This is a genomic window from Vibrio sp. TRT 29B02 (genome assembly GCF_050113655.1).
GTDB lineage: Bacteria > Pseudomonadota > Gammaproteobacteria > Enterobacterales > Vibrionaceae > Vibrio.
Window position 1 is genome coordinate 16,597 of sequence record NZ_JBNJOJ010000014.1, and the last position, 22,722, is coordinate 39,318.

Consider the following 22,722-nt stretch of genomic DNA (forward strand, 5'->3'; position numbering starts at 1 on the left):
GGCGAAAAGCAAGGCAACAGTGAGTAAGTCCCTATGAATATACATTAAGTATTTGATTAGGGTTTGCGAGTGCAGTTAACACAGCGATCAGCCCAAATATGACGAGAAAAAAGGCGATTATGGAAAAGACATACAACCCAACTTCAATTGAACAGGCTTTATATCAAGCTTGGGAAGAGAAAGGCTACTTCAAGCCACACGGTGACACGACTAAAGAAGCTTACAGCATCATGATCCCGCCACCGAACGTCACTGGTAGCCTACATATGGGCCACGCGTTCCAAGACACTATCATGGATACACTTATCCGTGCTGAACGTATGAAGGGTAAAAATACCCTTTGGCAGGTAGGTACTGACCATGCTGGTATCGCGACTCAAATGGTTGTGGAGCGTAAGATTGCTGCTGAAGAAGGCAAAACAAAACACGACTATGGCCGTGATGCTTTCATCGACAAAATCTGGGAATGGAAAGGTGAATCTGGCGGTACGATCACTAAACAGCTCCGTCGTCTTGGTGCATCTGTAGACTGGGATCGTGAACGTTTCACAATGGATGACGGTCTATCAAATGCCGTTCAAGAAGTTTTCGTTCGTCTATACGAAGAAGATCTTATCTACCGCGGTAAGCGTCTCGTTAACTGGGATCCAAAGCTACACACTGCGATCTCTGATCTAGAAGTAGAAAACAAAGACAAAAAAGGCCATATGTGGCACTTCCGCTACCCACTAGCGGACGGCGTCAAAACTGCCGAAGGCAAAGACTACATTGTTGTTGCGACAACTCGTCCTGAAACAATGCTTGGTGATACTGGTGTTGCAGTTAACCCAGAAGATCCTCGTTACAAAGATCTTATCGGTAAAGAGATCATCCTTCCAATCGTTGATCGTCGCATCCCTATCGTAGGCGATGAACACGCGGATATGGAAAAAGGTACTGGCTGTGTGAAGATCACACCAGCTCACGACTTCAATGACTATGAAGTAGGTAAGCGTCACCAGCTACCAATGATCAACATCCTAACTTTCAACGCTGATATCCGTGATGCGGCTGAAGTCTTCACGACAAACGGTGAAGCAAGCGATGCTTACTCTACAGATATCCCAGAAAAATACCGTGGCATGGAGCGTTTCGCTGCGCGTAAGGCTATCGTTGCTGAGTTTGACGAACTGGGTCTGCTTGAGGAAGTGAAAGATCACGACCTAACGGTTCCTTACGGTGACCGTGGCGGTGTGGTTATCGAACCAATGCTGACAGACCAATGGTACGTTCGCACAGCACCTCTAGCTGAAACGGCAACAAAAGCGGTTGAAGATGGCGAAATCCAATTCGTTCCTAAGCAATACGAAAACATGTACTTCTCTTGGATGCGTGACATTCAAGACTGGTGTATCTCACGTCAGCTATGGTGGGGTCACCGCATTCCAGCATGGTACGACAATGACGGTAATGTATACGTAGGTCGCTCTGAAGAAGAAGTTCGTGCTAACAACAACTTAGCGCCAGTCGTGGTTCTACGCCAAGACGACGACGTACTGGATACTTGGTTCTCTTCTGCACTATGGACGTTTGGTACTCAAGGTTGGCCAGAAAACACTGACGACCTGAAGACATTCCACCCTTCAGATGTATTGGTTACGGGTTTTGACATCATCTTCTTCTGGGTTGCTCGTATGATCATGATGACGATGCACTTCTGTAAAGATGAGAATGGTAAACCACAAGTACCATTCAAAACGGTTTACGTTACTGGTCTAATCCGTGACGAAAACGGCGACAAGATGTCTAAGTCTAAAGGCAACGTTCTTGACCCTATCGATATGATCGACGGCATCGACCTAGAGTCTCTTGTTGAGAAGCGCACTGGCAACATGATGCAGCCTCAACTTGCAGCGAAGATCGAGAAGAACACACGTAAGACATTTGAGAACGGTATCGAACCATACGGTACTGACGCACTGCGTTTCACTCTCGCGGCGATGGCTTCTACTGGTCGTGACATCAACTGGGATATGAAACGTCTAGAAGGTTACCGTAACTTCTGTAACAAGCTATGGAACGCGAGCCGTTACGTACTCATGAACACAGAAGAGCAAGATTGTGGCTTTGGTGCTGGTGAAGTTGAATACTCTCTTGCAGACAAGTGGATCGAATCTCAGTTTGAGCTTGCAGCGCAAGAGTTCAACGCCCACCTAGATAACTACCGTCTAGACATGGCAGCGAACACAATTTATGAGTTCATCTGGAACCAATTCTGTGACTGGTACCTAGAGCTAACCAAACCTGTTCTATGGAAAGGAAATGAAGCTCAGCAACGTGGTACACGTCGCACGCTAATCACAGTTCTAGAGAAGACGCTTCGCCTAGCACACCCAGTGATTCCTTACATCACCGAGACTATTTGGCAGAGCATCAAGCCTCTTGTTGACGGCGTTGAAGGTGACACCATTATGCTTCAAGCGCTTCCTCAGTTTGATGAAGCAAACTTCAACCAAGAAGCTCTTGATGACATCGAGTGGGTTAAGTCATTCATCACCAGCATTCGTAACCTACGTGCTGAGTACGACATCAATCCAGGTAAACCACTTGAAGTTATGCTAAAAGCGGCAAACGAAAAAGATGCAGCTCGACTAGAAGCAAACAAACAAGTTCTAGTTTCTTTAGCGAAACTTGAGTCAGTGCGTGTTCTTGAGTCAGGTGAAGAAACGCCAGCGTGTGCAACAGCACTCGTTGCTAAGTCTGAACTGATGATCCCAATGGCTGGTCTTATCGACAAAGATGCGGAACTTGCTCGTCTCGATGGTGAAATCAAGAAGACTCAAGGCGAAATCAAACGTCTTGACGGTAAGCTAGGTAACGAAGGCTTCGTTGCTAAAGCACCGGAAGCTGTTGTTGCGAAAGAGCGTGAGAAACTAGAAGGCTACAAAGAGACATTAAGTAAGCTAGAAGAGCAAAAAGCAACAATTGCAGCGCTGTAAGTTTGTTCTCTTAGATTAAATAATATCAAGGCTGGTCTCAACGACCAGCCTTTTTATTTACATCTATATTATTGAATGGGCTTGGTTTGTTTCGATTATTATTCTAATTTTAAGAGACGAACAACTCGGATAGACCAGAACATGAAACACTACTTAGCTTTCGTTGGTGCTCTTTTGGCCTGTTTCTCATCCCAAGCATCGACGCCTGATGAGCCAAAAGTCATCAAAATTGCAGCCGGAAACTGGCCACCTTTTATCGGAGAAAAGCTTGAAGATTATGGGTATGTTGGGAAAACAATTACTGACGTATTTGCCAAACAAGGTTATCTGGTCGAATTTCACTTTTTCCCTTGGAAACGCGCATACAAACAGGCCAGCGAAGGCGATTTTGTTGCAACGGCTGTGTGGATGTTTGCTCAGGAGCGTACCGAGTATTTTCTGTTTAGTGATCCCGTTGCTCAAGAGCAGTTTGTCTTCTTCCATCGTAAAGATTATCCATTCCAATGGCAGAGCTTAGCGGATATCAAAGGGAAACATTTGGGAGGGGGACTCGGTTATAGCTACGGTGTTAATCTCGACAAAATGTTAGCCGATGAAGAGATTACAATAAACCGAGTTGAAACCCCCAATAAGGCCTTCCAGTTACTCAAATATCGAAGGGTTGAGCTCGTTCCTGAAGAGAAAAATATTGGTCTATTCACATTAGGCAAAATGCCAATTGAGACCCAAGAGTTGATCACATACAACCCTAAACCGTTTCTCACCAATGACAGTTACTTATTGTTTTCCAAAGCACATCCAGAGGCCGAAGAGCTGATGAAACTCTTCAACCAAGGACTGAAACAAATGGTGTCAACCGGGCAGTGAATTGGGCGCTATACAACTCGATTTTGTTCACGCCCATCCATAAATGCACTGATGTTATCAATAAGAATATTGGCAAGATTTTGGATTGATGAATCACTCCCCCAAGCAACATGTGGCGTGAGTAATAAGTTTGGCAAGTGCATATTGGCAATAAGTGAGTTGGATTCATCCGCTGGCTCATCGGTAAAGACATCGACGCCCGCGCCACGAATGACACCTTGTTTTAGGGCATCCACCAGCGCCTCTTCATCGACCAAACCACCTCGACCAGTGTTGATAACGATACTGGATGATTTCATCGCAGCCAGTTCATTGCGACCGATAAGATGACGTGTCTCTTCGCTTAACGGGCAATGTAGGGTTAACACATCGGCTTGTGCGAGTACTTGTTCGAACGGCAGATAACCTTCTCGACACGGAGAAATCCCTTTGCGTTCCGCAAAGACAACATGCATCCCCAACGCTTTAGCCACAGCTGCTGTCGCTTGCCCTAATGCTCCACTGCCAATCACCCCCATCGTTGAGCCAGCTGTATCGCTAATGGGATGAGTAAAGAAACAGAACTGCTTATTACGTTGCCACTCTCCTGCCGCTATATCATTGTGATAGCCTTTCAAATTGCGTTTAAGCGCAAACATCATCGCAATCACATGCTCTGGTACAGACTGAGTGGCATACCCCTGCACATTAGTCACAGCGATACCATGTTGCTGACAATAGTCGATATCAACATTGTTAAATCCAGTAGCCGAGATAGCGACCAATTTAAGGTTAGTTAGTTGACTCAAGATATTGCTATCTAGCACTACTTTGTTCGTAATGATCACTTCTGCTTGGTGAGCACGTTCAACCACCAACGCTGGGGCGGTGAAATCATACTCAACCCAGTGATGCGGAAATGGAAGTGATGGCAATTCAATTTGCGTAGGGATGGTTGCTCGATCAAGAAAAACAACAGTTGGCAGCGACATATAACCTCCTTGTTGCTGCCTTATAAACAGTTATTGGTGTGGCAGCGTTTTGTAGTCTGGTAATTTTCGCACAGGATCAAAATAATCAAAGATCATCTCTTCTGCTTCAAGATAGAAGTCACACGGTACAAAAATACTACGCAGCCATTCACTGCGCGGATGATAAAAACTGAGCTCCGCCGCATGCAACTCTAGGCGATTTGAGTATTCATACGCCTCTTGCTCCGCATAAAATTCATCTCCGACAATTGGGTGTCCTAAAGCTTGCATGTGAACGCGCAGTTGATGAGAGCGACCTGTCACAGGTAGCAATCTAACGATGGTGGTTTTCTCTTCTCGTTTCACCACCTGGAAAATGGTTTTCGATGGTTTACCATCTTGATAGCAAACCTTCTGTCGCGGTCTATTCGGCCAGTCACAAATCAATGGGAAGTCGAGCACTCCTTCTTGTTGCTCGACATGCCCCCAGACTCGCGCATAATAGACTTTGTGCGTCAGTCGATACTGAAACTGCTTCTTTAACGCCCTTTCAGCATGTTTATGTTTTGCGAAAACCATCAGACCGGATGTATCCATATCCAAGCGATGAACCACCTGAACATCAGGGTAATTTTCCATCAAGCGAGACCACATACTGTCATAATGTTCTGCTGCTCGCCCCGGAACAGAAAGCAAACCAGACGGCTTATTCACCGCTAAGATGTGCTCGTCTTCAAACACGATTTCAACCCACGGTTCACGTGGTGGGTTGTATTCTGTCATTGCCATAAATGATACCCGACAAAAACCCAGCTCAGAGCTGGGTTTATCAATTAAAGGACGCCAATTAGTTGTGAGAGACCACAATCATGCGTAACGAGTCTAGTTGGTACTGAGCTTGGCCAATATAGCCAGTGAGTAACTTAATCTGCTCTTCAATCGCTTCAAGTTCTTCATCACGAATATTTGGGTTCACCGCTTTCAATGCTTGTAAGCGCTCTAATTCTGCATTGAGGCTCGCTTGCATCTCTTGCTGAGCTTGGCTGCGAATGGCGTCGACTTTTTCTACCACTAGCTTATCGCCGGCTTCAATCATCTGATGTACTTGTGCCTGTACCGATGAAACCAGCTTAGTTGCGATATGACGACCCACTGGGCTTAGTTGACGGTTAAAACTCTCAAACTCAACTTGTGAAGAGAGGTCATTACCTTTTCCGTCCAGCATTAAGCGAATTGGCGTCGTTGGCAGAAAACGACTGATTCCGCTGCGCTTAGGCGCTTGAGCATCTACCTTATAAACCAGTTCTAGTAGCATTGTACCAACGGGCAATGCTTTATTTTTCAGTAGTGAAACCGCCGTCGTACCTACGCCTTCACTCATCAGTAAGTCAATGCCCCCCTGAATCATTGGGTGTTCCCAACTGATAAAGTTCATATCCTCACGAGACAGTGCAGTTTCACGGTCAAATGTGATGGTGGCACCTTCATAAGGCAGACCTGGATAACTCGGAACCAACATATGCTCTGATGGCGTCACGACTAAGGCATTTTCACCTTTGTCGTCCTGATCGAGACCAATCGTATCAAACAGGCTCAAAGCGAAAGTCACTAAGTTAGTATCGCCGTCGGTTGCTGCAATCTTATCGACGATTGCTTGCGCCTTTTCACCACCATTAGAGTGCATTTCTAATAGACGGTCACGACCTTGTTCTAACTGAGCTTTTAACTCTTTGTTCATTACCGCTGATTCAGCAATCACATCATCTAAATCACTCGTGTCGCCTGACGCAAGCATTTCAATGAGGCGATCTGCGAATTTGTCATAAACCGTGCGACCTGTCGGACAGGTTTCTGCAAAAGCGTTAAGGCCTTCATCAAACCAACGCGCCAAAATGGCTTGTGACGTACCCTGTAGGTATGGAACATGAATATCGATATCGCGGTTCTGACCAATACGGTCAAGACGGCCAATACGTTGCTCAAGCAAATCCGGATTAAACGGCAAGTCAAACATCACCAGTTGGTTAGCAAACTGGAAGTTACGACCTTCAGAGCCAATTTCGCTACAAATCAGTACCTGAGCACCGCCCTCTTCCTGGGCAAAATAAGCCGCCGCTTTATCGCGCTCTAGAATCGACATACCTTCATGGAAAACCGTAGCTCGAATGCCTTCGCGCTCACGCAGAGCTTGTTCTAACTGAAGTGCAGTGCTCGCACGAGAAGCGATAACTAAAATTTTCTCACTGCGCTTTTCGGTAATTTTTTCAAGTAACCAGTTAACACGACTATCAAATTGCCACCAACTTGAATCATCCCCCTCAAACTCTTGGAAGATCTCTTCTGGGTATAGGTTCTTTAACGCACGAGCTTCCGAACTCATCTTGCCACCAATCATGCCCGACACACGCATAGAGGTCGTGTACTGCTGTGGGATCAGCATCGGCAGAAGGTGAACGTTACGTGTTGGAAACCCTTTGATTGCAGCACGTGTATTACGGAAAAGTACGCGACCAGTACCGTGACGATCCATTAGGTTATCAATCAGTTCTTGGCGTGCAGCGGCTTTGGCTTCTTCGTCGCTATCACTTTCGATAATACGGAAAAGTGGCTCCACATCCTGCTCAGAGAGCAATTCAGTAATTTGGTTTTTCGCTTCGTCTGCCAGCTTTTGACCAGAGAATAGCGCACTAACAGAATCAGCAACCGGCGCATATTGCTCTTCTTCTTTGATGAACTCTTGGTAGTCAAAGAAACGATCAGAATCCAGTAAGCGAAGACGAGCAAAGTGGCTCTCACGACCTAGCTGCTCAGGTGTCGCCGTCAATAATAGAACACCTGGCGTACGCTCCGCTAAACCTTCAACCACTTGGTATTCGCGACTTGGCTTCTCTGGGCTCCACTCTAGGTGGTGCGCCTCATCGACAACCAGTAGATCCCACTCACCTTCCAGTGCTTGTTCAAAACGTTTACGACTCTTGCGCAAGAAGTCGAGCGAACAGAGTACATATTGCTGAGTATCAAATGGGTTTTCTGAGTCGGCAAATGCTTCAATGCAGCGCTCTTCATCAAAGATGGAGAAGTGCAGGTTAAATCGACGCATCATCTCGACCAGCCACTGATGTTGCAGCGTTTCTGGTACAACAATCAAAATACGCTCAGCGCGGCCAGCCAGTACTTGCTGATGAATGATCATACCAGCTTCAATGGTTTTACCCAGACCGACTTCATCCGCCAAAAGTACGCGTGGCGCATGACGACGACCCACTTCGTGTGCAATGTATAACTGATGAGGGATAAGGCCTGCACGCATACCACACAGACCACGCATTGGGCTCTTGTGCTGTTCGTATTGGTTCACCAATGCACGATAACGGAGCACAAAATTATCCATACGATCGATTTGACCCGCGTACAACTTATCTTGTGGCTTGTTAAAACGAATCTGGTTGCTCAACATAATTTCACGCAGAACAATACCGTCTTCACCGCTGTCTTCACGTGAACCTATGTAGCTTAGTAGTCCTTGGTCTTCGACAACTTGCTCAACTTTAAGAGACCACCCTTCCTGACTTTCAACCACATCGCCAGCGTTAAAGGTCACTCGGGTTACAGGCGCATCGTTGCGAGCGTAAACGCGGTTTTCTTCAGAAGCTGCAAACATTAATGTCACAGTACGAGCATCCAATGCTACAACGGTTCCTAAACCTAAATCGCTCTCCGTATCGCTGATCCAGCGCTGGCCCAAAGCAAATGTCATGAATCGACTACCTCATCTAAATTTGTTCGAAAATGGGTCTATTTATTTTAGTAACTCTTGCGCAACTTGAAAGGAAACTGACGAGGAAAAATAGGTCAGTCGTTACGCCGAAAAAGGTCGCTAATCTTACTTGAAGCTGTGACATTGGTCACGTACAAAGGCCTCAAAAACCAACAATTTTTTACTCAAGCTGAGTGTGACATCAAAGTGTAAGAAATCAGTGGCACTTCTAAAAGAGCGTGTTGAAAAAGCTGTTTATACTTATCTATGAGCAGCATCATTTCACGTCAAGTTTCTGACTGGCACAACTGATGCATTCAAATAGGATGACGTTCAACACGGGTTTGCAGTTTTTGTAGTCAAACCATCAGCGAACTCTGATTACCTGGCTACATCGCTGCAACCAACCGCAGAGATCCTCTTCATAGCAAAGCTTGAAGAGTAAGCAGGCCGCCAACTGGCAAGGAGACGCTTATGGGTGATACAGACCGGAAAATTTTTGTCCTAGACACCAACATTCTTCTTCATGAACCACTCGCCATCTACTCATTTAAGGAACACGATGTCGTTATCCCAATGACTGTTCTTGAAGAGCTTGACCGAATCAAGGACAGTAAACGCGATGTTGCTCGCGATGCGCGTGTCGCAATACGTGCACTAGAAGCGATGTTTAAAGATGCCACTCCAGATGAGATATCCGAAGGCATCCCCACCAACAAAGAGAAAGAGAATACCGGACACATTGCCATTCTGGCTGACTTTGAGCTGCAAGAGACCGTCAAAGCTTTTGCCGACAAAGCCGGTGACAACCGCATCTTAAATGGTGTGCTCTATTTGCAAAACAAACGTGCACCGCGCGAAGTCATCTTAGTCACCAAAGACATCAACATGCGCTTACGGGCAAAAGGGGCTGGGGTTAGGTTTGTTGAAGACTACCGCACAGATCAGCTCATTGATGACGTGCAATACCTGACAAAAGGATTCCAGCAAATTGAAGGAGAGTTCTGGAACAACGTCCAAGATGTCGAAAGTAAAACCCTTGCAGGCAGAACCTATCACACCATCGCACGCGAACCCTTTGAGCCTACTTATATCAATCAATACATGATCGATGAGGACAGCGACTTCGCAGGGCGCGTAGAGGAGATTGACCAAGATACGATCACGATTAAAGATCTCAGCCGTGAAAGAATGATGCATCGACGCGCTTGGGATATCACCCCAAAAAACATCTATCAAGGAATGGCGCTAGATGCCCTACTCGATCCAGACATTGATCTGGTGATCCTAACTGGGGCAGCTGGTAGTGGTAAAACCTTACTCGCTCTCGCCTCTGCACTAGAGCAAACCATAGAAAAAGGCATCTTTGACAAAATCATCGTCACTCGAAACACCCCAGACATAGGTGAAGCGATCGGCTTTTTACCGGGTAGTGAAGAAGAGAAAATGATGCCATGGCTTGCGGCCGTCACCGATACATTAGAAGCATTGCATAAAAACGATCACTGCACTGAAGGCTCATTGAAATACATCTGCGACAAAGCCAATATTCAGTTCAAATCGATCAACTTTATGCGCGGACGTTCGATCCAAAATGCCTTCGTCTTGCTCGATGAGTGTCAGAACCTGACCGCTTCTCAGATCAAAACCATCATAACCCGTTGTGGTGAAGGGACTAAGATCGTCTGCTCAGGTAACCTAGCACAAATCGATTCTCACTATCTAACCCCCGTCACTTCTGGCTTAACCTATATGGTCGAGCGATTTAAAAACTTTGAAGGAAGTGCCAACATTCACCTCAATGGTGTGGTTCGAAGCCGACTAGCCGAATACGCCGAAGAGAATTTATAATCACTTTTGCCGAGATATAATTCATATCTCGGCATTTATTCAAAATAATTATTCACAAATAGCCGTTAAATATGTTTAACTAAAGCCATTAAACCGAATCAACATTCAGGACTGGTGTATGGCCTTCAATCTACGTAACCGAAATTTCCTAAAGCTACTCGATTTCACCCCGAAAGAGATTCAGTTTCTGCTTGATCTCTCTGCGGATCTGAAGAAAGCCAAATATGCTGGCACCGAACAGAAGAAACTGGTCGGTAAGAACATTGCGCTCATCTTCGAAAAGGCCTCGACTCGCACACGTTGTGCTTTTGAAGTTGCCGCTTTTGATCAAGGAGCACAGGTTTCTTATATCGGTCCATCTGGATCTCAAATCGGACACAAGGAGTCGATGAAAGACACCGCACGAGTCCTTGGCCGAATGTACGATGGCATTGAATACCGTGGTTTTGGTCAATCCATTGTTGAAGAACTCGGTCAGTACGCAGGTGTGCCGGTTTGGAATGGCCTGACGGATGAGTTTCACCCGACACAAATTCTGGCGGACTTTTTGACTATGCTTGAGCATGGGCGTGGAAAACAACTGCATGAGATTAAGTTTGCTTACCTTGGTGACGCACGCAACAACATGGGCAACTCCCTACTCGTAGGCGCGGCTAAAATGGGGATGGATATCCGCCTTGTCGCACCAAAAGCGTTCTGGCCAGAAGCAGAATTGGTCGCCACTTGCCAGCAGATCGCAGATCAGACGGGCGCAAAAATCACCTTAACCGAAAACGTTGAAGAAGGCGTAAAAGGTTGTGACTACTTGTACACAGACGTGTGGGTATCCATGGGTGAAGCACCAGAAGCTTGGGATGAACGTGTCGCAATGATGACCCCCTATCAAGTCAACATGGATGTGATTGCTAAAACCGGCAATGCACAAGTGAAGTTTATGCACTGTCTACCTGCGTTCCATAATGATGAAACCACTGTAGGGAAACAAGTCGCTGAGAAATACGGAATGAAAGGACTGGAAGTGACGGAAGACGTGTTTGAGTCCGAACACTCTATCGTTTTCGATGAAGCGGAAAACCGAATGCACACAATTAAAGCTGTGATGGTTGCCACACTCGGTAGTTAATCTTAGGTAAGATTCGACACTAAAACCGTCGATGTAATCGCTTGCGTTCACCATTCTTCAGCGTATAATGCTCGGCAATTTGTCTGGAGATAGTAAAACAATGCCACGTAATTCGTGCTCTAAAAAGCGTATTACAGTGAGTAAGCCAACACGCTTACTGGGACTTGTTTTTTCTATTTTCACCGATTTCTAAAGCCTCCCTTAATGGGGGGCTTTTTTGTGCCTAAAATTCATGACTGGGAAGATGATTATGACAAACACGCTTTATAACAAGCATATTATCTCAATTCCTGAGCTTTCACGTGAAGAGCTGGAATTGATTGTCAAAACGGCTGGAGAGCTGAAGGCTAAGCCGCAACCTGAGTTAATTAAAAACAAAGTGGTTGCAAGCTGCTTCTTCGAACCATCAACCCGCACACGTCTCTCTTTCGAAACCGCAATCCAACGCATTGGTGGTGATGTCATTGGCTTCGATAATGGCGGTAATACTTCACTGGCGAAGAAAGGTGAAACATTGGCGGATTCCGTTCAGGTTATCTCTTCGTATGTTGATGCTTTTGTTATGCGCCACCCTCAAGAAGGTGCAGCGCGCCTAGCTGCTGAGTTTTCTAATGGTGTCCCAGTAATTAACGGTGGCGACGGAGCAAATCAACATCCGACTCAAACCGTACTGGACCTCTTCTCTATTGCAGAAACGCAAGGTCGACTGGATGAGCTTAACGTCGCTTTCGTAGGTGATCTTAAATATGGTCGTACTGTCCACTCACTTACCCAAGCGTTGGCAAAATTTAACAACATCCGCTTCTTCTTTATCGCTCCAGAGGCACTTGCAATGCCAGATTACATTTGCGAAGAACTCGACGAAGCTGGCATCCAATACAGTTTGCACACCGATATGGAAAGTGTCATTCCAGACCTAGACGTTCTTTACATGACTCGTGTTCAAAAAGAGCGTTTCGACGAATCTGAATACGCACATATTAAATCCGCATACATTCTTACGGCAGCCATGCTAGAAGGTGCACGTGAAAATCTTAAAGTGCTTCATCCACTTCCACGTGTCGATGAAATCACAGTGGATGTTGATAAAACCCCACACGCTTATTACTTCGAACAAGCAGAAAATGGCGTATATGCACGTCAGGCTCTACTTGCACTTGTACTAAATGAAACACTGTAATCGAGGAGAAAAAACCATGAACAAAGAAACTCAATTGCAGGTTGAAGCGATTAAAAATGGCACCGTAATCGACCACATTCCAGCACAAATTGGCATTAAGGTGCTCAAGCTGTTTTCAATGCATAAATCACAACAGCGCGTAACCGTAGGCTTAAACCTGCCTTCATCTGCCCTTGGTCATAAAGACCTACTCAAGATCGAAAATGTGTTTATCACTGAAGAGCAGGCAAGCAAATTAGCGCTTTATGCACCGCATGCCACGGTCAACCAAATTGAAGACTATCAAGTTGTTAAGAAGCTGGCTCTCGAGTTACCAGAACAAGTGAATAATGTATTTGAGTGTCCGAACACCAACTGCATCACACACGGTGAGCCAGTAGAAAGTAGCTTTAAAGTATTCGAGAAAAACAACGATATTCGATTGAAGTGCAAGTACTGTGAGAAAGTTTTCTCTCGTGAAATCGTCACTGAGCGTTAATGAATATTTGAGAGTTAACTTCAGGTAAGAATTTGTCCCTGCTTAACTCAAGCAGGGATTTTTACCTTTACGAAGCACGAGATTCGCGGCAAACTGAGTTTTCTTCCAGTAACCCTAAACAGATGGAATATAACAATGACTAAAGTACTTCACACTGAATCAGCTCCTGCAGCTATCGGCCCATATGTGCAAGGTGTTGACCTTGGTAACATGGTACTGACTTCAGGCCAAATCCCAGTAAACCCAGCTACGGGTGAAGTATCATCTGACATCGCAGAACAAGCTCGTCAGTCTCTAGAAAACGTAAAAGCAGTAGTTGAAGCCTCTGGCCTATCTGTATCAGACATCGTAAAACTAACGGTGTTTGTAAAAGATCTAAATGACTTCGGCACAGTAAACGAGGTTTACGGTAAGTTCTTTGATGAGCACAATGTTGCTCACTACCCAGCACGTTCTTGCGTAGAAGTTGCTCGTCTACCAAAAGATGTTGGTATCGAAATCGAAGCCATCGCTGTACGTAAGTAATCGAAGCCATCCCCAAAAAAGCGAGCTCTAATGCTCGCTTTTTTGTTTTTGCTAATAGTAACGTTCACATCCATGATGAAGCTGAGGCTCATCAATCAAATCCTCAACATCAACTTCAAACTTTTGATGTGAGCTTCGATCTTCGATCACGACCGCATGTGTACTTTCATCCGTCTCGACCACGACTCCAACTCCCTGGCGGCATTCAACTAGCATGCCCTTTTCTAGATCCCTAATATCCATCTTATTTCTCCTCTGCTACTCAGTAAGTACAGCAGGAAAAACAAAAGGATCAAAAAAGCCGACTCAAAAGTCGGCTTTATCATTATTCAAATTGGATTACTTGTTTACAAAGTCAACACCCGTTTGGATGTCGCCGTTAAGTGTTTCAAGCATGCCATCTAGTGCAGATTTCTCGAAGTCACTTAACTCACCGTAGCTTAGTACTTCTTCTACACCGTCTTTGCCTAGTTTCACTGGCTGTGCGAAGAATGGTGCGTGCTCGCCATCACCTTCAACGTATGCGTATTCAATCACTTCTTCACCTTGAAGTGCTTTAACTAGAGCTAGACCAAAACGACATGCCGCTTGACCCATAGATAGAGTCGCACTACCGCCACCCGCTTTAGCTTCAACAACTTCAGTACCTGCGTTTTGAATACGTTTAGTCAGTGCTTCTACTTCTTCAGCCGTAAACTCAACACCCTCAACTTGAGACAGTAGAGGAAGAATCGTAACACCTGAGTGACCACCGATAACTGGAACACGTACTTGGCCTGGATCTTTGTCTTTCAGCTCAGCAACAAACGTTTCTGAACGAATTACGTCAAGCGTAGTTACACCGAAAAGACGACGCTTGTCGTAAACACCAGCTTGCTTAAGAACTTCAGCTGCAATTGGCACAGTGGTATTTACAGGGTTAGTAATGATACCAACCATTGCTTTTGGACATACATCTGCGATGCGTTGAGCAAGAGACTTCACGATGCCCGCGTTTACGTTAAATAGATCCGCACGGTCCATACCAGGCTTACGTGCCACACCCGCAGAGATCAGTACAACGTCAGCACCTTCGAGTGCAGGCGTTGGATCTTCACCAGCATAACCTTTGATTGATACTGGTGTTGGGATGTGGCTTAGATCTGCTGCAACACCCGGAGTCACAGGCGCAATATCATACAGAGCGAGATCTGTACCAGCAGGAAGGCGGTTTTTAAGTAGAAGGGCTAGGGCTTGACCGATGCCACCAGCGGCACCAATAACAGCTACTTTCATCGTAGTTCTCCTTGAGAAGATTCTCTTATATATGTTTTGTAGGGCGATTTAAAATCAGCTGCGTTCAAGCTAAACCAATCACAACCTGATTACAATCAATTAACGTCAGCTTTGCGACCTTGCGCAATGCGACTAAAGCGTGCTACACACATTGCGGCTATTATGATCTGCTTTACCTTTGATGACAAAGATTTAAGAGGCATTTCTACGGAAAATAACCTTGAAGTTTACAGTGATATGCTAGACAGAAATTGGGCTTGAAGTTGGCACTATGTGCATAGCTATGCGAGAATATTCACTTGCTTTTTATATTCACCAACATAGAAAGAGAACCATGCGCCATTCAGAAAAACAAGATAACCTCGTTCGCGCTTTCAAAGCCCTGCTAAAAGAAGAACGTTTTGGCTCCCAAGGCGACATTGTGGAAGCTCTTAAAAACGAAGGGTTTGAGAATATCAACCAGTCAAAAGTATCACGCATGCTGACTAAGTTCGGTGCTGTACGTACTCGCAATGCAAAAATGGAAATGGTTTACTGCCTTCCAGCAGAGCTTGGGGTGCCTACAGTTTCAAGCTCTTTGCGTGAGCTGGTTTTAGATATCGACCACAACAATGCACTCGTTGTGATTCACACAGGCCCGGGGGCCGCTCAGTTAATTGCTCGCTTACTCGATTCACTGGGCAAATCAGAAGGCATTTTAGGTGTTGTCGCTGGGGACGATACCATCTTCATTACGCCAACGTTATCAATTACTACAGAGCAACTCTTTGCCTCTGTGTGCGATCTGTTTGAATACACAGGCTAGTTTCATATAAAACAGCAAAATATAAATCGCGCCGCCAATTTGGCGGCGTGATTTAGATCACATCTTAAATAAATCATTCTTTGGTTTAGATCAGAGTATAACTCGATGATTTTAAAAGATTTTAATCTCGAAATATTCACTAAACATTGTTAGAACAACTAGGCATATTGTCTATATTCTTTAACAATCGTGTAATTATGTGCCAATTTTTTGATATTATTCAGCCGCTTTTTCAACATACGGATTGGAAAAGGTGCCGTTTCCGTTTATAGGAAACTCCCACAGCAACTACAATTGCTTAGGGTTAATAATGAATAAAGGAAGGGAAATTCATGGCATTGAACAAACTTATTAAAGTTGGTGCGATTGCAGCTGCTGTTATGGGCGCTGGCGCAGTTAACGCTCAAGAGTTCATCACTATTGGTACTGGCTCTGTAACGGGTGTTTACTACCCAACTGGTGGTGCTATCTGTAAGCTAGTCAACAAAGGCCGTAAAGAACACAACATCCGTTGTTCTGTAGAATCAACTGGTGGTTCTATTTACAACGTAAACACTATGCGTGCTGGTGAACTAGACTTCGGTATCGTTCAGTCTGACTGGCAGTACCATGGCTACAACGGTACAAGTAAGTTTGCTGAGCAAGGCCCGTACAAAGAGCTACGTGCTGTATTCTCTCTACACACAGAACCATTCAACATCATCGCTCGTAGCGATGCTGGTATTGAAAATGTTACTGACCTTAAAGGTAAGCGTGTAAACATTGGTAACCCAGGCTCTGGTGACCGCGCAACTATGGGCGTGGTTATGGAAGCAATGGGTTGGACTAACGAAGACTTCAAACTGGCTTCTGAACTTAAAGGTTCTGAGCGTTCCCAAGCTCTTTGTGACAACAAGATCGACGCGTTCGTATACGTAGTTGGTCACCCAAATGGATCTATCAAAGAAGCAACAACTTCATGTGATGCGAAACTCGTTTCAGCAACTGGTGCGAAGATCGATGAAATCGTTGCAAACAACCCTTACTACGCATACAGCACAGTTCCTGCTGGCATGTACCGTGGTACAGACAAAGACGTAAACAGCTTTGGTGTTGCGGCAACAATGGTAACTTCGACAAAAGTGTCAGACGAAGTTGCTTACAACGTTGCTAAATCTGTATTCGAGAACTTCGATACATTCAAACGCCTACACCCTGCGTTTGCAAACTTGAAGAAAGAAGACATGGTTAAATCAGGTCTTTCTATCCCTCTACACCCAGGTGCAGAGAAGTACTACAAAGAGATCGGCCTACTTAAATAAGCCCTCTTTGAAAACCAAGGAGGTATTCGCCTCCTTGGTTAAAACTCGTACTCATTAAAACACTAGACTCTAATTTGAGTTTCATTCTCTAGAAGCTCTACCTCGTTATATACCCAAGAAACCATACAACTGAGCAATATTTCATCTTTTCACTACAATGAAAGATGCAAAATAAAGGTTCTCATAATCATAAATATACGGACCATTTATAATAAGGATTAAGTACATGTCGAAGACAACAACTCCGTCTCAAGATGTGCAAGAAATGGTAGCTCAATCCGATACTGGTGCGCGTGCTCCTGCTGGACTGTCAGGTCGCATCCTATGGTTTGTGCCGCTATGTTGGTCACTGTTCCAACTTTGGTACGCATCCCCTCTGCCGTTCATTTTTAACTTTGGCGTACTCAACGATACCGAAGCACGTTCTATTCATTTAATGTTCGCTGTATTTCTCGCGTTTACAGCCTACCCAGCAATGAAGAATTCACCACGTGATCGCATTCCAGTTGTTGACTGGTTGCTTGCGCTAGCGGGTAGTTTTTCCGCTGCCTATATCTATATTTTCTATACCGAACTCGCGGGCCGTTCTGGTGCACCTACGACGTTTGACATCGCTATCGCTATCTCAGGTATGCTGCTACTTCTAGAAGCGACTCGTCGTGCACTCGGTCCCCCGTTGATGGTCGTTGCTGCTGTGTTTTTATTGTACACCTTTGGCGGCCCTTACATGCCTGACGTTATCGCTCACAAAGGTGCGAGCCTTGGCAAAGCAATGTCTCACTTGTGGCTGACTACCGAAGGGGTATTCGGTGTGGCACTGGGTGTTTCAACTTCGTTTGTCTTCCTGTTTGTACTCTTTGGAGCAATGCTTGAGCGAGCGGGGGCGGGTGCTTACTTCATTAAAGTCGCTTTCTCTCTACTTGGTCACATGAGAGGCGGTCCAGCGAAAGCCGCCGTCGTTGCATCAGGTCTCTCTGGACTTGTTTCAGGCTCGTCGATTGCTAACGTAGTAACAACCGGTACATTCACCATTCCTTTGATGAAACGTGTTGGTTTCCCAGGAACGAAAGCGGGCGCGGTTGAAGTTGCCGCTTCAACGAATGGCCAGCTAACACCACCGATTATGGGTGCCGCAGCCTTCCTTATGGTGGAGTATGTGGGTATTTCCTATGTCGAAGTCATTAAGGCCGCGATTCTGCCTGCTCTGATCTCATACATTGCCCTAATTTACATTGTTCACCTTGAAGCTTGTAAAGCGGGCATGACTGGTCTGCCTCGTCGTCATACGCCTAAATTTATTAATAGCCTACTTTCTTTTACTGGCACCATCTTAGGTCTTTGCGTGATCAGTGGGGCTGTCTATTACGGTGTTGGCTGGACTAAAGATGTATTTGGTGATGCCGCAACACCAATTGTCACTGTTGCACTTCTGATTGCTTATGTGGCTTTAGTGAAGATATCTGCAAGCTATGCGAAAGAAGGGGCGATCGAGATTGATGCTGAACTAACGGAAGTTCCAGATCCAGGGCCTACCATCAAATCAGGTTTGCACTACCTACTTCCTATCGTTGTATTAGTTTGGTGTTTAACCGTTGAACGTTTCTCTCCGGGTCTATCGGCGTTTTGGGCGACGGTATTTATGATCTTTATCTTGATCACTCAACGTCCGCTAATCGCCGTATTATCGAAAGAGGGCGACGTGGCTGAGCAGACTAAAGTCGGTTTTGTTGATCTTGCCGAAAGCCTGGTCTCAGGTGCACGTAACATGATCGGTATCGGTGTCGCGACAGCGGCAGCGGGTACCGTTGTTGGCGTCGTAACACTAACTGGTATCGGTTTGGTAATGACTGACTTTGTCGAGTTTATCTCTGGCGGCAATATCATCATGATGCTGGTGTTCACCGCAGTGATCAGCTTGATCTTAGGTATGGGTCTACCAACAACAGCAAACTACATTGTTGTTTCAACTCTGATGGCTCCCGTGATCGTGACGTTAGGCGCTCAAAGTGGCTTCATCATTCCACTGATTGCTGTCCATCTATTTGTGTTCTACTTCGGTATTCTGGCAGATGATACTCCACCAGTGGGCTTAGCGGCTTTCGCTGCTGCTGCAATAGCAAAGTCAGACCCGATTCGAACTGGTATCCAAGGTTTCACCTACGATATTCGTACAGCAATCTTGCCATTTATGTTCATCTTCAATACCCAGCTATTATTGATGGGAATTGATAGTTGGTGGCATTTATTGCTTACGATCATATCGTCTGTGATAGCAATGCTGATATTCTCAGCGGCAACACAAGGCTGGTGGTTTACCAAGAACAAATGGTGGGAGACTGTGCTGCTGCTTTTCCTAACCTTTACTTTCTTCCGTCCGGGTTATTGGTGGGATCAGATTTACCCAGCTAAAGAACTTTACCCAGGTACTGAAATTTCTCAAATTACCGAGCAGTTGAATGTTGGCGAAAGTATTGAACTGATCGTATCGGGTGAAAACCTTGAGGGTGATTTCATTTCGAAAACGGTACGTCTTCCATTTGAAGATAATGCCACCACCGCCGATGAGAGAATCAGTTCGATGGGCTTGATGCTCAACAACACCGACAGCCGCATGGTTGTTGATATGGTTGAGTTTGGTAGCCCTGCCGAAGCGGCTGGGATCGATTTCGACTGGGAGATAACTTCGGTTGTCGTGGCCGCGGATCGACCAATGAAAGAGTGGGTGTTCGTACCTGCACTGATCCTCTTAATTGGTCTTGCATTAAACCAAAAACGACGAGCTCGAAAGGAACAACTGAGCGCGTAACAATGAAGAGAATCAATAATGTATAAGCAAATTCTTGTTCCTGTCGATCTGAACGACAAAGGCTTTTCCGATAAAGCTGTCGAGCTTGCTATTTGGCACGCAAAACACTCAAATGCGGTGGTTCACCTTTTGAATGTATTGCCTGGCATTCACATGTCAATGGTGGCTAGCTACTTCCCTAAAGATGCAGCCATGAAAATGAAAGCCGATGTTGAAAATCAGCTCAAAGAGTTCGCGGTAGAGCACATCTCTGAAGATATCGTCTACAAAGTCCATGTAGCGGAAGGTAAGCCTTACTCAACCATTCTTGATTTCGCAGAGAAACTTGGTGCCGATCTTATCGTCATGCCAAGCCACAAACGTTCGAAGATCGACAAAGTCGTACTTGGCTCTGTCGCAAGTAAAGTGGTTCAAAACTCCCCGATCAATGTATTGGTAGTAAAACCACAAGGCTAACAACCTTGGCTATGTGTTTCAAAAGGGTGCCGTGTTGGCACCCTTTTTTAATAGGTTTTTCCTATTAAATATATCGAAACAAGCCAATTTAATTAATGCGAATAGTTATCAATAATAGCTCCATCGACAACAACATCGAGCTATCAAGATGAAAAAGACACTAACATTCGCATCTCTTCACTTTACGATTGCATTTACAGTGGCATACCTGCTGACAGGTGATCTGATCATCGGTAGCCTGATCGCGATGATCGAGCCTTCAGTAAACACTGTCGCTTTCTATTTTCACGAGCAGATCTGGACAAAAAGCCAGTTACTGAAATCTTTTGCGCGCTCAGCAAAAATCAAGACAACCAGTTTTGCAGCTGTGCATTTTAGTGTCGCATTTGGTGTGGTTTATGTAATGACTGGGGATGCATTTGTTGGAGGTATCATGGCCTCAATAGAGCCAACCATTAATACCTTCGCTTACTACTTCCATGAGAAGGTGTGGCAGCGCAAACAGGACGCTACCCTTAACTGGCATTGCAGTCACGCCTAAAGCGGATAGTGGGATACACACATCTCTTTACTCAGCCCAACGTGAAAGCGTTGGGTTTGGCCGTCTAGCGTCACCTCGAGCAAATAAAGATCCTCAAGTTTTGGAGCAACGCTATCGGCATAAATCGGGGCTTCAATTTGAAACAGTGCGCTCGCATGGTTATCACGCACGTCAATGGGCAGGTTATACGTCATGCCGTTAAACTTCACCGATGCGGATACTAAGCCAGGCAAATAGGTTTTGTAGTGCAGATCAACCAAAAACTCACAACCTCCGCCGTGATGCCAAATCTGTTCAGTGGCCACATGTTCCAAACGGACATTGCGGATGAACTGCAAATACGGTTCCTTCCAGATGCCAATGCGTTCATCAAATTTGTGTGTGTCAATGGCTCCTAAATGGCAAAGATCATTGCTGTCTTCTTCATCGAGTAACCAATCGTCTTCGTCTTGAAGAAACAGAATTTCAAAACGGTTACGACCCATTTGCAGATAAGGACGAATATCTTTTTTGTAGACTGGCTGAGATTTATCACAGTCGAAGACTGCAACGCCATTGAGGCGCACTTCAGCGTGATAATCAACACCTGCTATGATCAAGTCTACCGATGGGAAGTTCAGCATTGTTTCATCAACTTCAATATCGTGCATCAAGTGCCATTCCTGCTCCGCAATGTCTTGTTCCGATAAGGTGTTAGGTAAAACCTGACTTAAAGGGGCTGGAAACGTGATGTCATCTTGTGGAATAGATAAATCAGTCAGTGGGGAAACTTGCCAAAGGCCTGCAAGGGAGAGTTTCATCGGTGCAAATATTGTCCTAGATCAAAGTTGCCTGATTATAATGCGAATCAACAGGCAAAAGATACTCAGCCTTTGAGACAAAACAAAAATACCAGCCTAGTGGCTGGTATTTAAATTCGGTGCGATGTCAGAGATTACTCTTCGTCGTCGTCATCTTCATCAGGGTAAAGTGCGTCTTCACCTTCATAGTAAGTACCCCAACCATCGTAGATGATGTCGTACTTCTCAGCGAGATGAACCAGTTTTTCAACTTGCGCGTCTATAGCTTCAGCGTTCAATGCAGATTCCATTGTCGCATCACAGCATAGTAGCTTGTTGCCATCTTCGTCTTCTGTCTCTTCTGCTTCAAGCACTTCAAAACCCATTTTGAACGCTTCAACAACAGCTTTTTCTAGGGTGTTGAAGTCTTCAGCAAATAGGTGGTGCTCAATTTCATACAGAGCATCTGGATCACTGCCATCTTCTAGCAGGGCTTGGATGATTTCGCGAGTCTCTTCCTTTTGAATCTCAATTAATTCTTCGACAGATAGATATTCATCTTCGTGAGACATATTTAGTGCTCCAGATAGTGACATAGTTGATCTTAGTTAACAGCGACGAAATATCGCATGGATCCAGAAAAATTACTACCCGGAATATGACAGGATCCAGATCTTTCTGCTGTTACAACCCCAAGCTCAAGTAAGATCGACCTCACAAGATCGCAAATTAACAATTTTTTATCATTTGCTCGATTCAGAATTATCTATCAATCCGCTACCGATGTTAGCAACGTATCCTTTATGCGTTTTTATTAATGCCCTTTGCATATCCTACTCTTCATTCAATCTGCATAAAAACATACCAATACAAATCTGACTGGTTAAAATCTGCATAGCTATGCTCGCTGGGTCAAATTATCCTCACTCTACCCATGATCTAAGAACGCATAGCGACGCACACTTTGGCACTTCGACTTACAAATAAAAAATAAAATTTAAATCCACCTTTATGTTAATTTCTAGAATTAAAATTTAAAACAAGCAAATT

Annotated in this window: 19 protein-coding genes; 12 read left to right on the forward strand and 7 right to left on the reverse strand. The window is 45.1% G+C overall.

Translation table 11 applies throughout. The annotated features are described in order from the left end of the window. Positions 1 to 119: 119 nt before the first annotated feature. Together ACQEXT_RS10385 and ACQEXT_RS10390 are read left to right on the forward strand one after the other, a co-directional pair. A complete protein-coding gene (locus tag ACQEXT_RS10385) occupies positions 120 to 2,978 on the forward strand; it encodes a valine--tRNA ligase (protein ID WP_426951944.1) in 2,859 nt (952 codons plus the stop codon). A gap of 141 nt (positions 2,979 to 3,119) precedes the next feature. Further along, positions 3,120 to 3,845 carry a substrate-binding periplasmic protein gene (locus tag ACQEXT_RS10390; protein WP_426951945.1) on the forward strand — a complete coding sequence of 242 codons (726 nt, stop codon included), beginning with the start codon at positions 3,120 to 3,122 and terminating at the stop codon, positions 3,843 to 3,845. Between the two features lie 8 nt (positions 3,846 to 3,853). Here the strand turns inward: ACQEXT_RS10390 and ACQEXT_RS10395 are convergent, their stop codons facing one another. From ACQEXT_RS10395 to rapA, 3 genes are read right to left on the reverse strand one after another with little or no spacing between them, the layout of a single operon-like run. Continuing rightward, a complete protein-coding gene (locus tag ACQEXT_RS10395) occupies positions 3,854 to 4,816 on the reverse strand; it encodes a D-2-hydroxyacid dehydrogenase (RefSeq protein ID WP_426951947.1) in 963 nt (320 codons plus the stop codon). A 30-nt stretch (positions 4,817 to 4,846) separates the two neighbouring features. Next, complete coding sequence (gene rluA, locus ACQEXT_RS10400) at positions 4,847 to 5,584, reverse strand: bifunctional tRNA pseudouridine(32) synthase/23S rRNA pseudouridine(746) synthase RluA (RefSeq protein ID WP_138971936.1); 738 nt, start codon at positions 5,582 to 5,584, stop codon at positions 4,847 to 4,849. Positions 5,585 to 5,642: 58 nt separating this feature from the next. Further along, entirely contained in the window at positions 5,643 to 8,552 is a 2,910-nt protein-coding gene (gene rapA / locus ACQEXT_RS10405) for an RNA polymerase-associated protein RapA (protein ID WP_269377978.1), read from the reverse strand. A gap of 474 nt (positions 8,553 to 9,026) precedes the next feature. Between rapA and ACQEXT_RS10410 the strand changes: the two genes are divergently transcribed. The 5 genes from ACQEXT_RS10410 (at position 9,027) to ACQEXT_RS10430 (ending at position 13,709) form a co-directional block, all read left to right on the forward strand. Then, entirely contained in the window at positions 9,027 to 10,403 is a 1,377-nt protein-coding gene (locus ACQEXT_RS10410; protein WP_331417748.1) for a PhoH family protein, read from the forward strand. Between the two features lie 118 nt (positions 10,404 to 10,521). Then, the gene (locus ACQEXT_RS10415) at positions 10,522 to 11,526 is read left to right on the forward strand and encodes an ornithine carbamoyltransferase (RefSeq protein ID WP_426951948.1); all 1,005 of its coding nucleotides are present in this window, start codon (positions 10,522 to 10,524) and stop codon (positions 11,524 to 11,526) included. A 250-nt stretch (positions 11,527 to 11,776) separates the two neighbouring features. Further along, positions 11,777 to 12,706 carry an aspartate carbamoyltransferase gene (pyrB, locus tag ACQEXT_RS10420; RefSeq protein WP_138971932.1) on the forward strand — a complete coding sequence of 310 codons (930 nt, stop codon included), beginning with the start codon at positions 11,777 to 11,779 and terminating at the stop codon, positions 12,704 to 12,706. 16 nt (positions 12,707 to 12,722) lie between these two features. Then, positions 12,723 to 13,184, forward strand: coding sequence for an aspartate carbamoyltransferase regulatory subunit (gene pyrI / locus ACQEXT_RS10425; RefSeq protein ID WP_138971931.1), 462 nt, complete (start codon positions 12,723 to 12,725; stop codon positions 13,182 to 13,184). 135 nt (positions 13,185 to 13,319) lie between these two features. Next, a complete protein-coding gene (locus ACQEXT_RS10430) occupies positions 13,320 to 13,709 on the forward strand; it encodes a RidA family protein (protein WP_269377974.1) in 390 nt (129 codons plus the stop codon). A 51-nt stretch (positions 13,710 to 13,760) separates the two neighbouring features. Here the strand turns inward: ACQEXT_RS10430 and ACQEXT_RS10435 are convergent, their stop codons facing one another. Both ACQEXT_RS10435 and mdh read right to left on the reverse strand, forming a co-directional pair. Next, a complete protein-coding gene (locus ACQEXT_RS10435) occupies positions 13,761 to 13,952 on the reverse strand; it encodes a hypothetical protein (RefSeq protein ID WP_426951949.1) in 192 nt (63 codons plus the stop codon). Between the two features lie 96 nt (positions 13,953 to 14,048). Then, complete coding sequence (gene mdh / locus ACQEXT_RS10440; RefSeq protein ID WP_269377973.1) at positions 14,049 to 14,984, reverse strand: malate dehydrogenase; 936 nt, start codon at positions 14,982 to 14,984, stop codon at positions 14,049 to 14,051. Positions 14,985 to 15,318: 334 nt separating this feature from the next. Between mdh and argR the strand changes: the two genes are divergently transcribed. The 5 genes from argR to ACQEXT_RS10465 all read left to right on the forward strand — a co-directional run bounded on the left by argR (position 15,319) and on the right by ACQEXT_RS10465 (position 20,893). Further along, entirely contained in the window at positions 15,319 to 15,789 is a 471-nt protein-coding gene (gene argR, locus ACQEXT_RS10445) for a transcriptional regulator ArgR (protein ID WP_269377972.1), read from the forward strand. A gap of 332 nt (positions 15,790 to 16,121) precedes the next feature. Next, the gene (locus ACQEXT_RS10450; RefSeq protein ID WP_269377971.1) at positions 16,122 to 17,090 is read left to right on the forward strand and encodes a TAXI family TRAP transporter solute-binding subunit; all 969 of its coding nucleotides are present in this window, start codon (positions 16,122 to 16,124) and stop codon (positions 17,088 to 17,090) included. Positions 17,091 to 17,316: 226 nt separating this feature from the next. Next, positions 17,317 to 19,896, forward strand: a complete 2,580-nt coding sequence (locus ACQEXT_RS10455) for a TRAP transporter permease (RefSeq protein WP_426951951.1) — start codon at positions 17,317 to 17,319, stop codon at positions 19,894 to 19,896. A gap of 18 nt (positions 19,897 to 19,914) precedes the next feature. Beyond that, the gene (locus ACQEXT_RS10460; RefSeq protein ID WP_269377969.1) at positions 19,915 to 20,352 is read left to right on the forward strand and encodes a universal stress protein; all 438 of its coding nucleotides are present in this window, start codon (positions 19,915 to 19,917) and stop codon (positions 20,350 to 20,352) included. A gap of 148 nt (positions 20,353 to 20,500) precedes the next feature. Then, a complete protein-coding gene (locus ACQEXT_RS10465) occupies positions 20,501 to 20,893 on the forward strand; it encodes a DUF2061 domain-containing protein (RefSeq protein WP_426951953.1) in 393 nt (130 codons plus the stop codon). On the opposite strand, the gene ACQEXT_RS10470 is transcribed toward ACQEXT_RS10465, so the two are convergent. Next, on the reverse strand, positions 20,890 to 21,693 hold the full coding sequence (locus ACQEXT_RS10470; protein ID WP_426951955.1) for a glycosyl hydrolase 2 galactose-binding domain-containing protein: 804 nt from the start codon (positions 21,691 to 21,693) through the stop codon (positions 20,890 to 20,892). The two genes, ACQEXT_RS10465 and ACQEXT_RS10470, sit on opposite strands and share 4 nt — an antisense overlap. Before the next feature lie 134 nt (positions 21,694 to 21,827). Beyond that, on the reverse strand, positions 21,828 to 22,244 hold the full coding sequence (rraB, locus tag ACQEXT_RS10475) for a ribonuclease E inhibitor RraB (protein WP_269377966.1): 417 nt from the start codon (positions 22,242 to 22,244) through the stop codon (positions 21,828 to 21,830). Between the last annotated feature and the right edge of the window lie 478 nt (positions 22,245 to 22,722).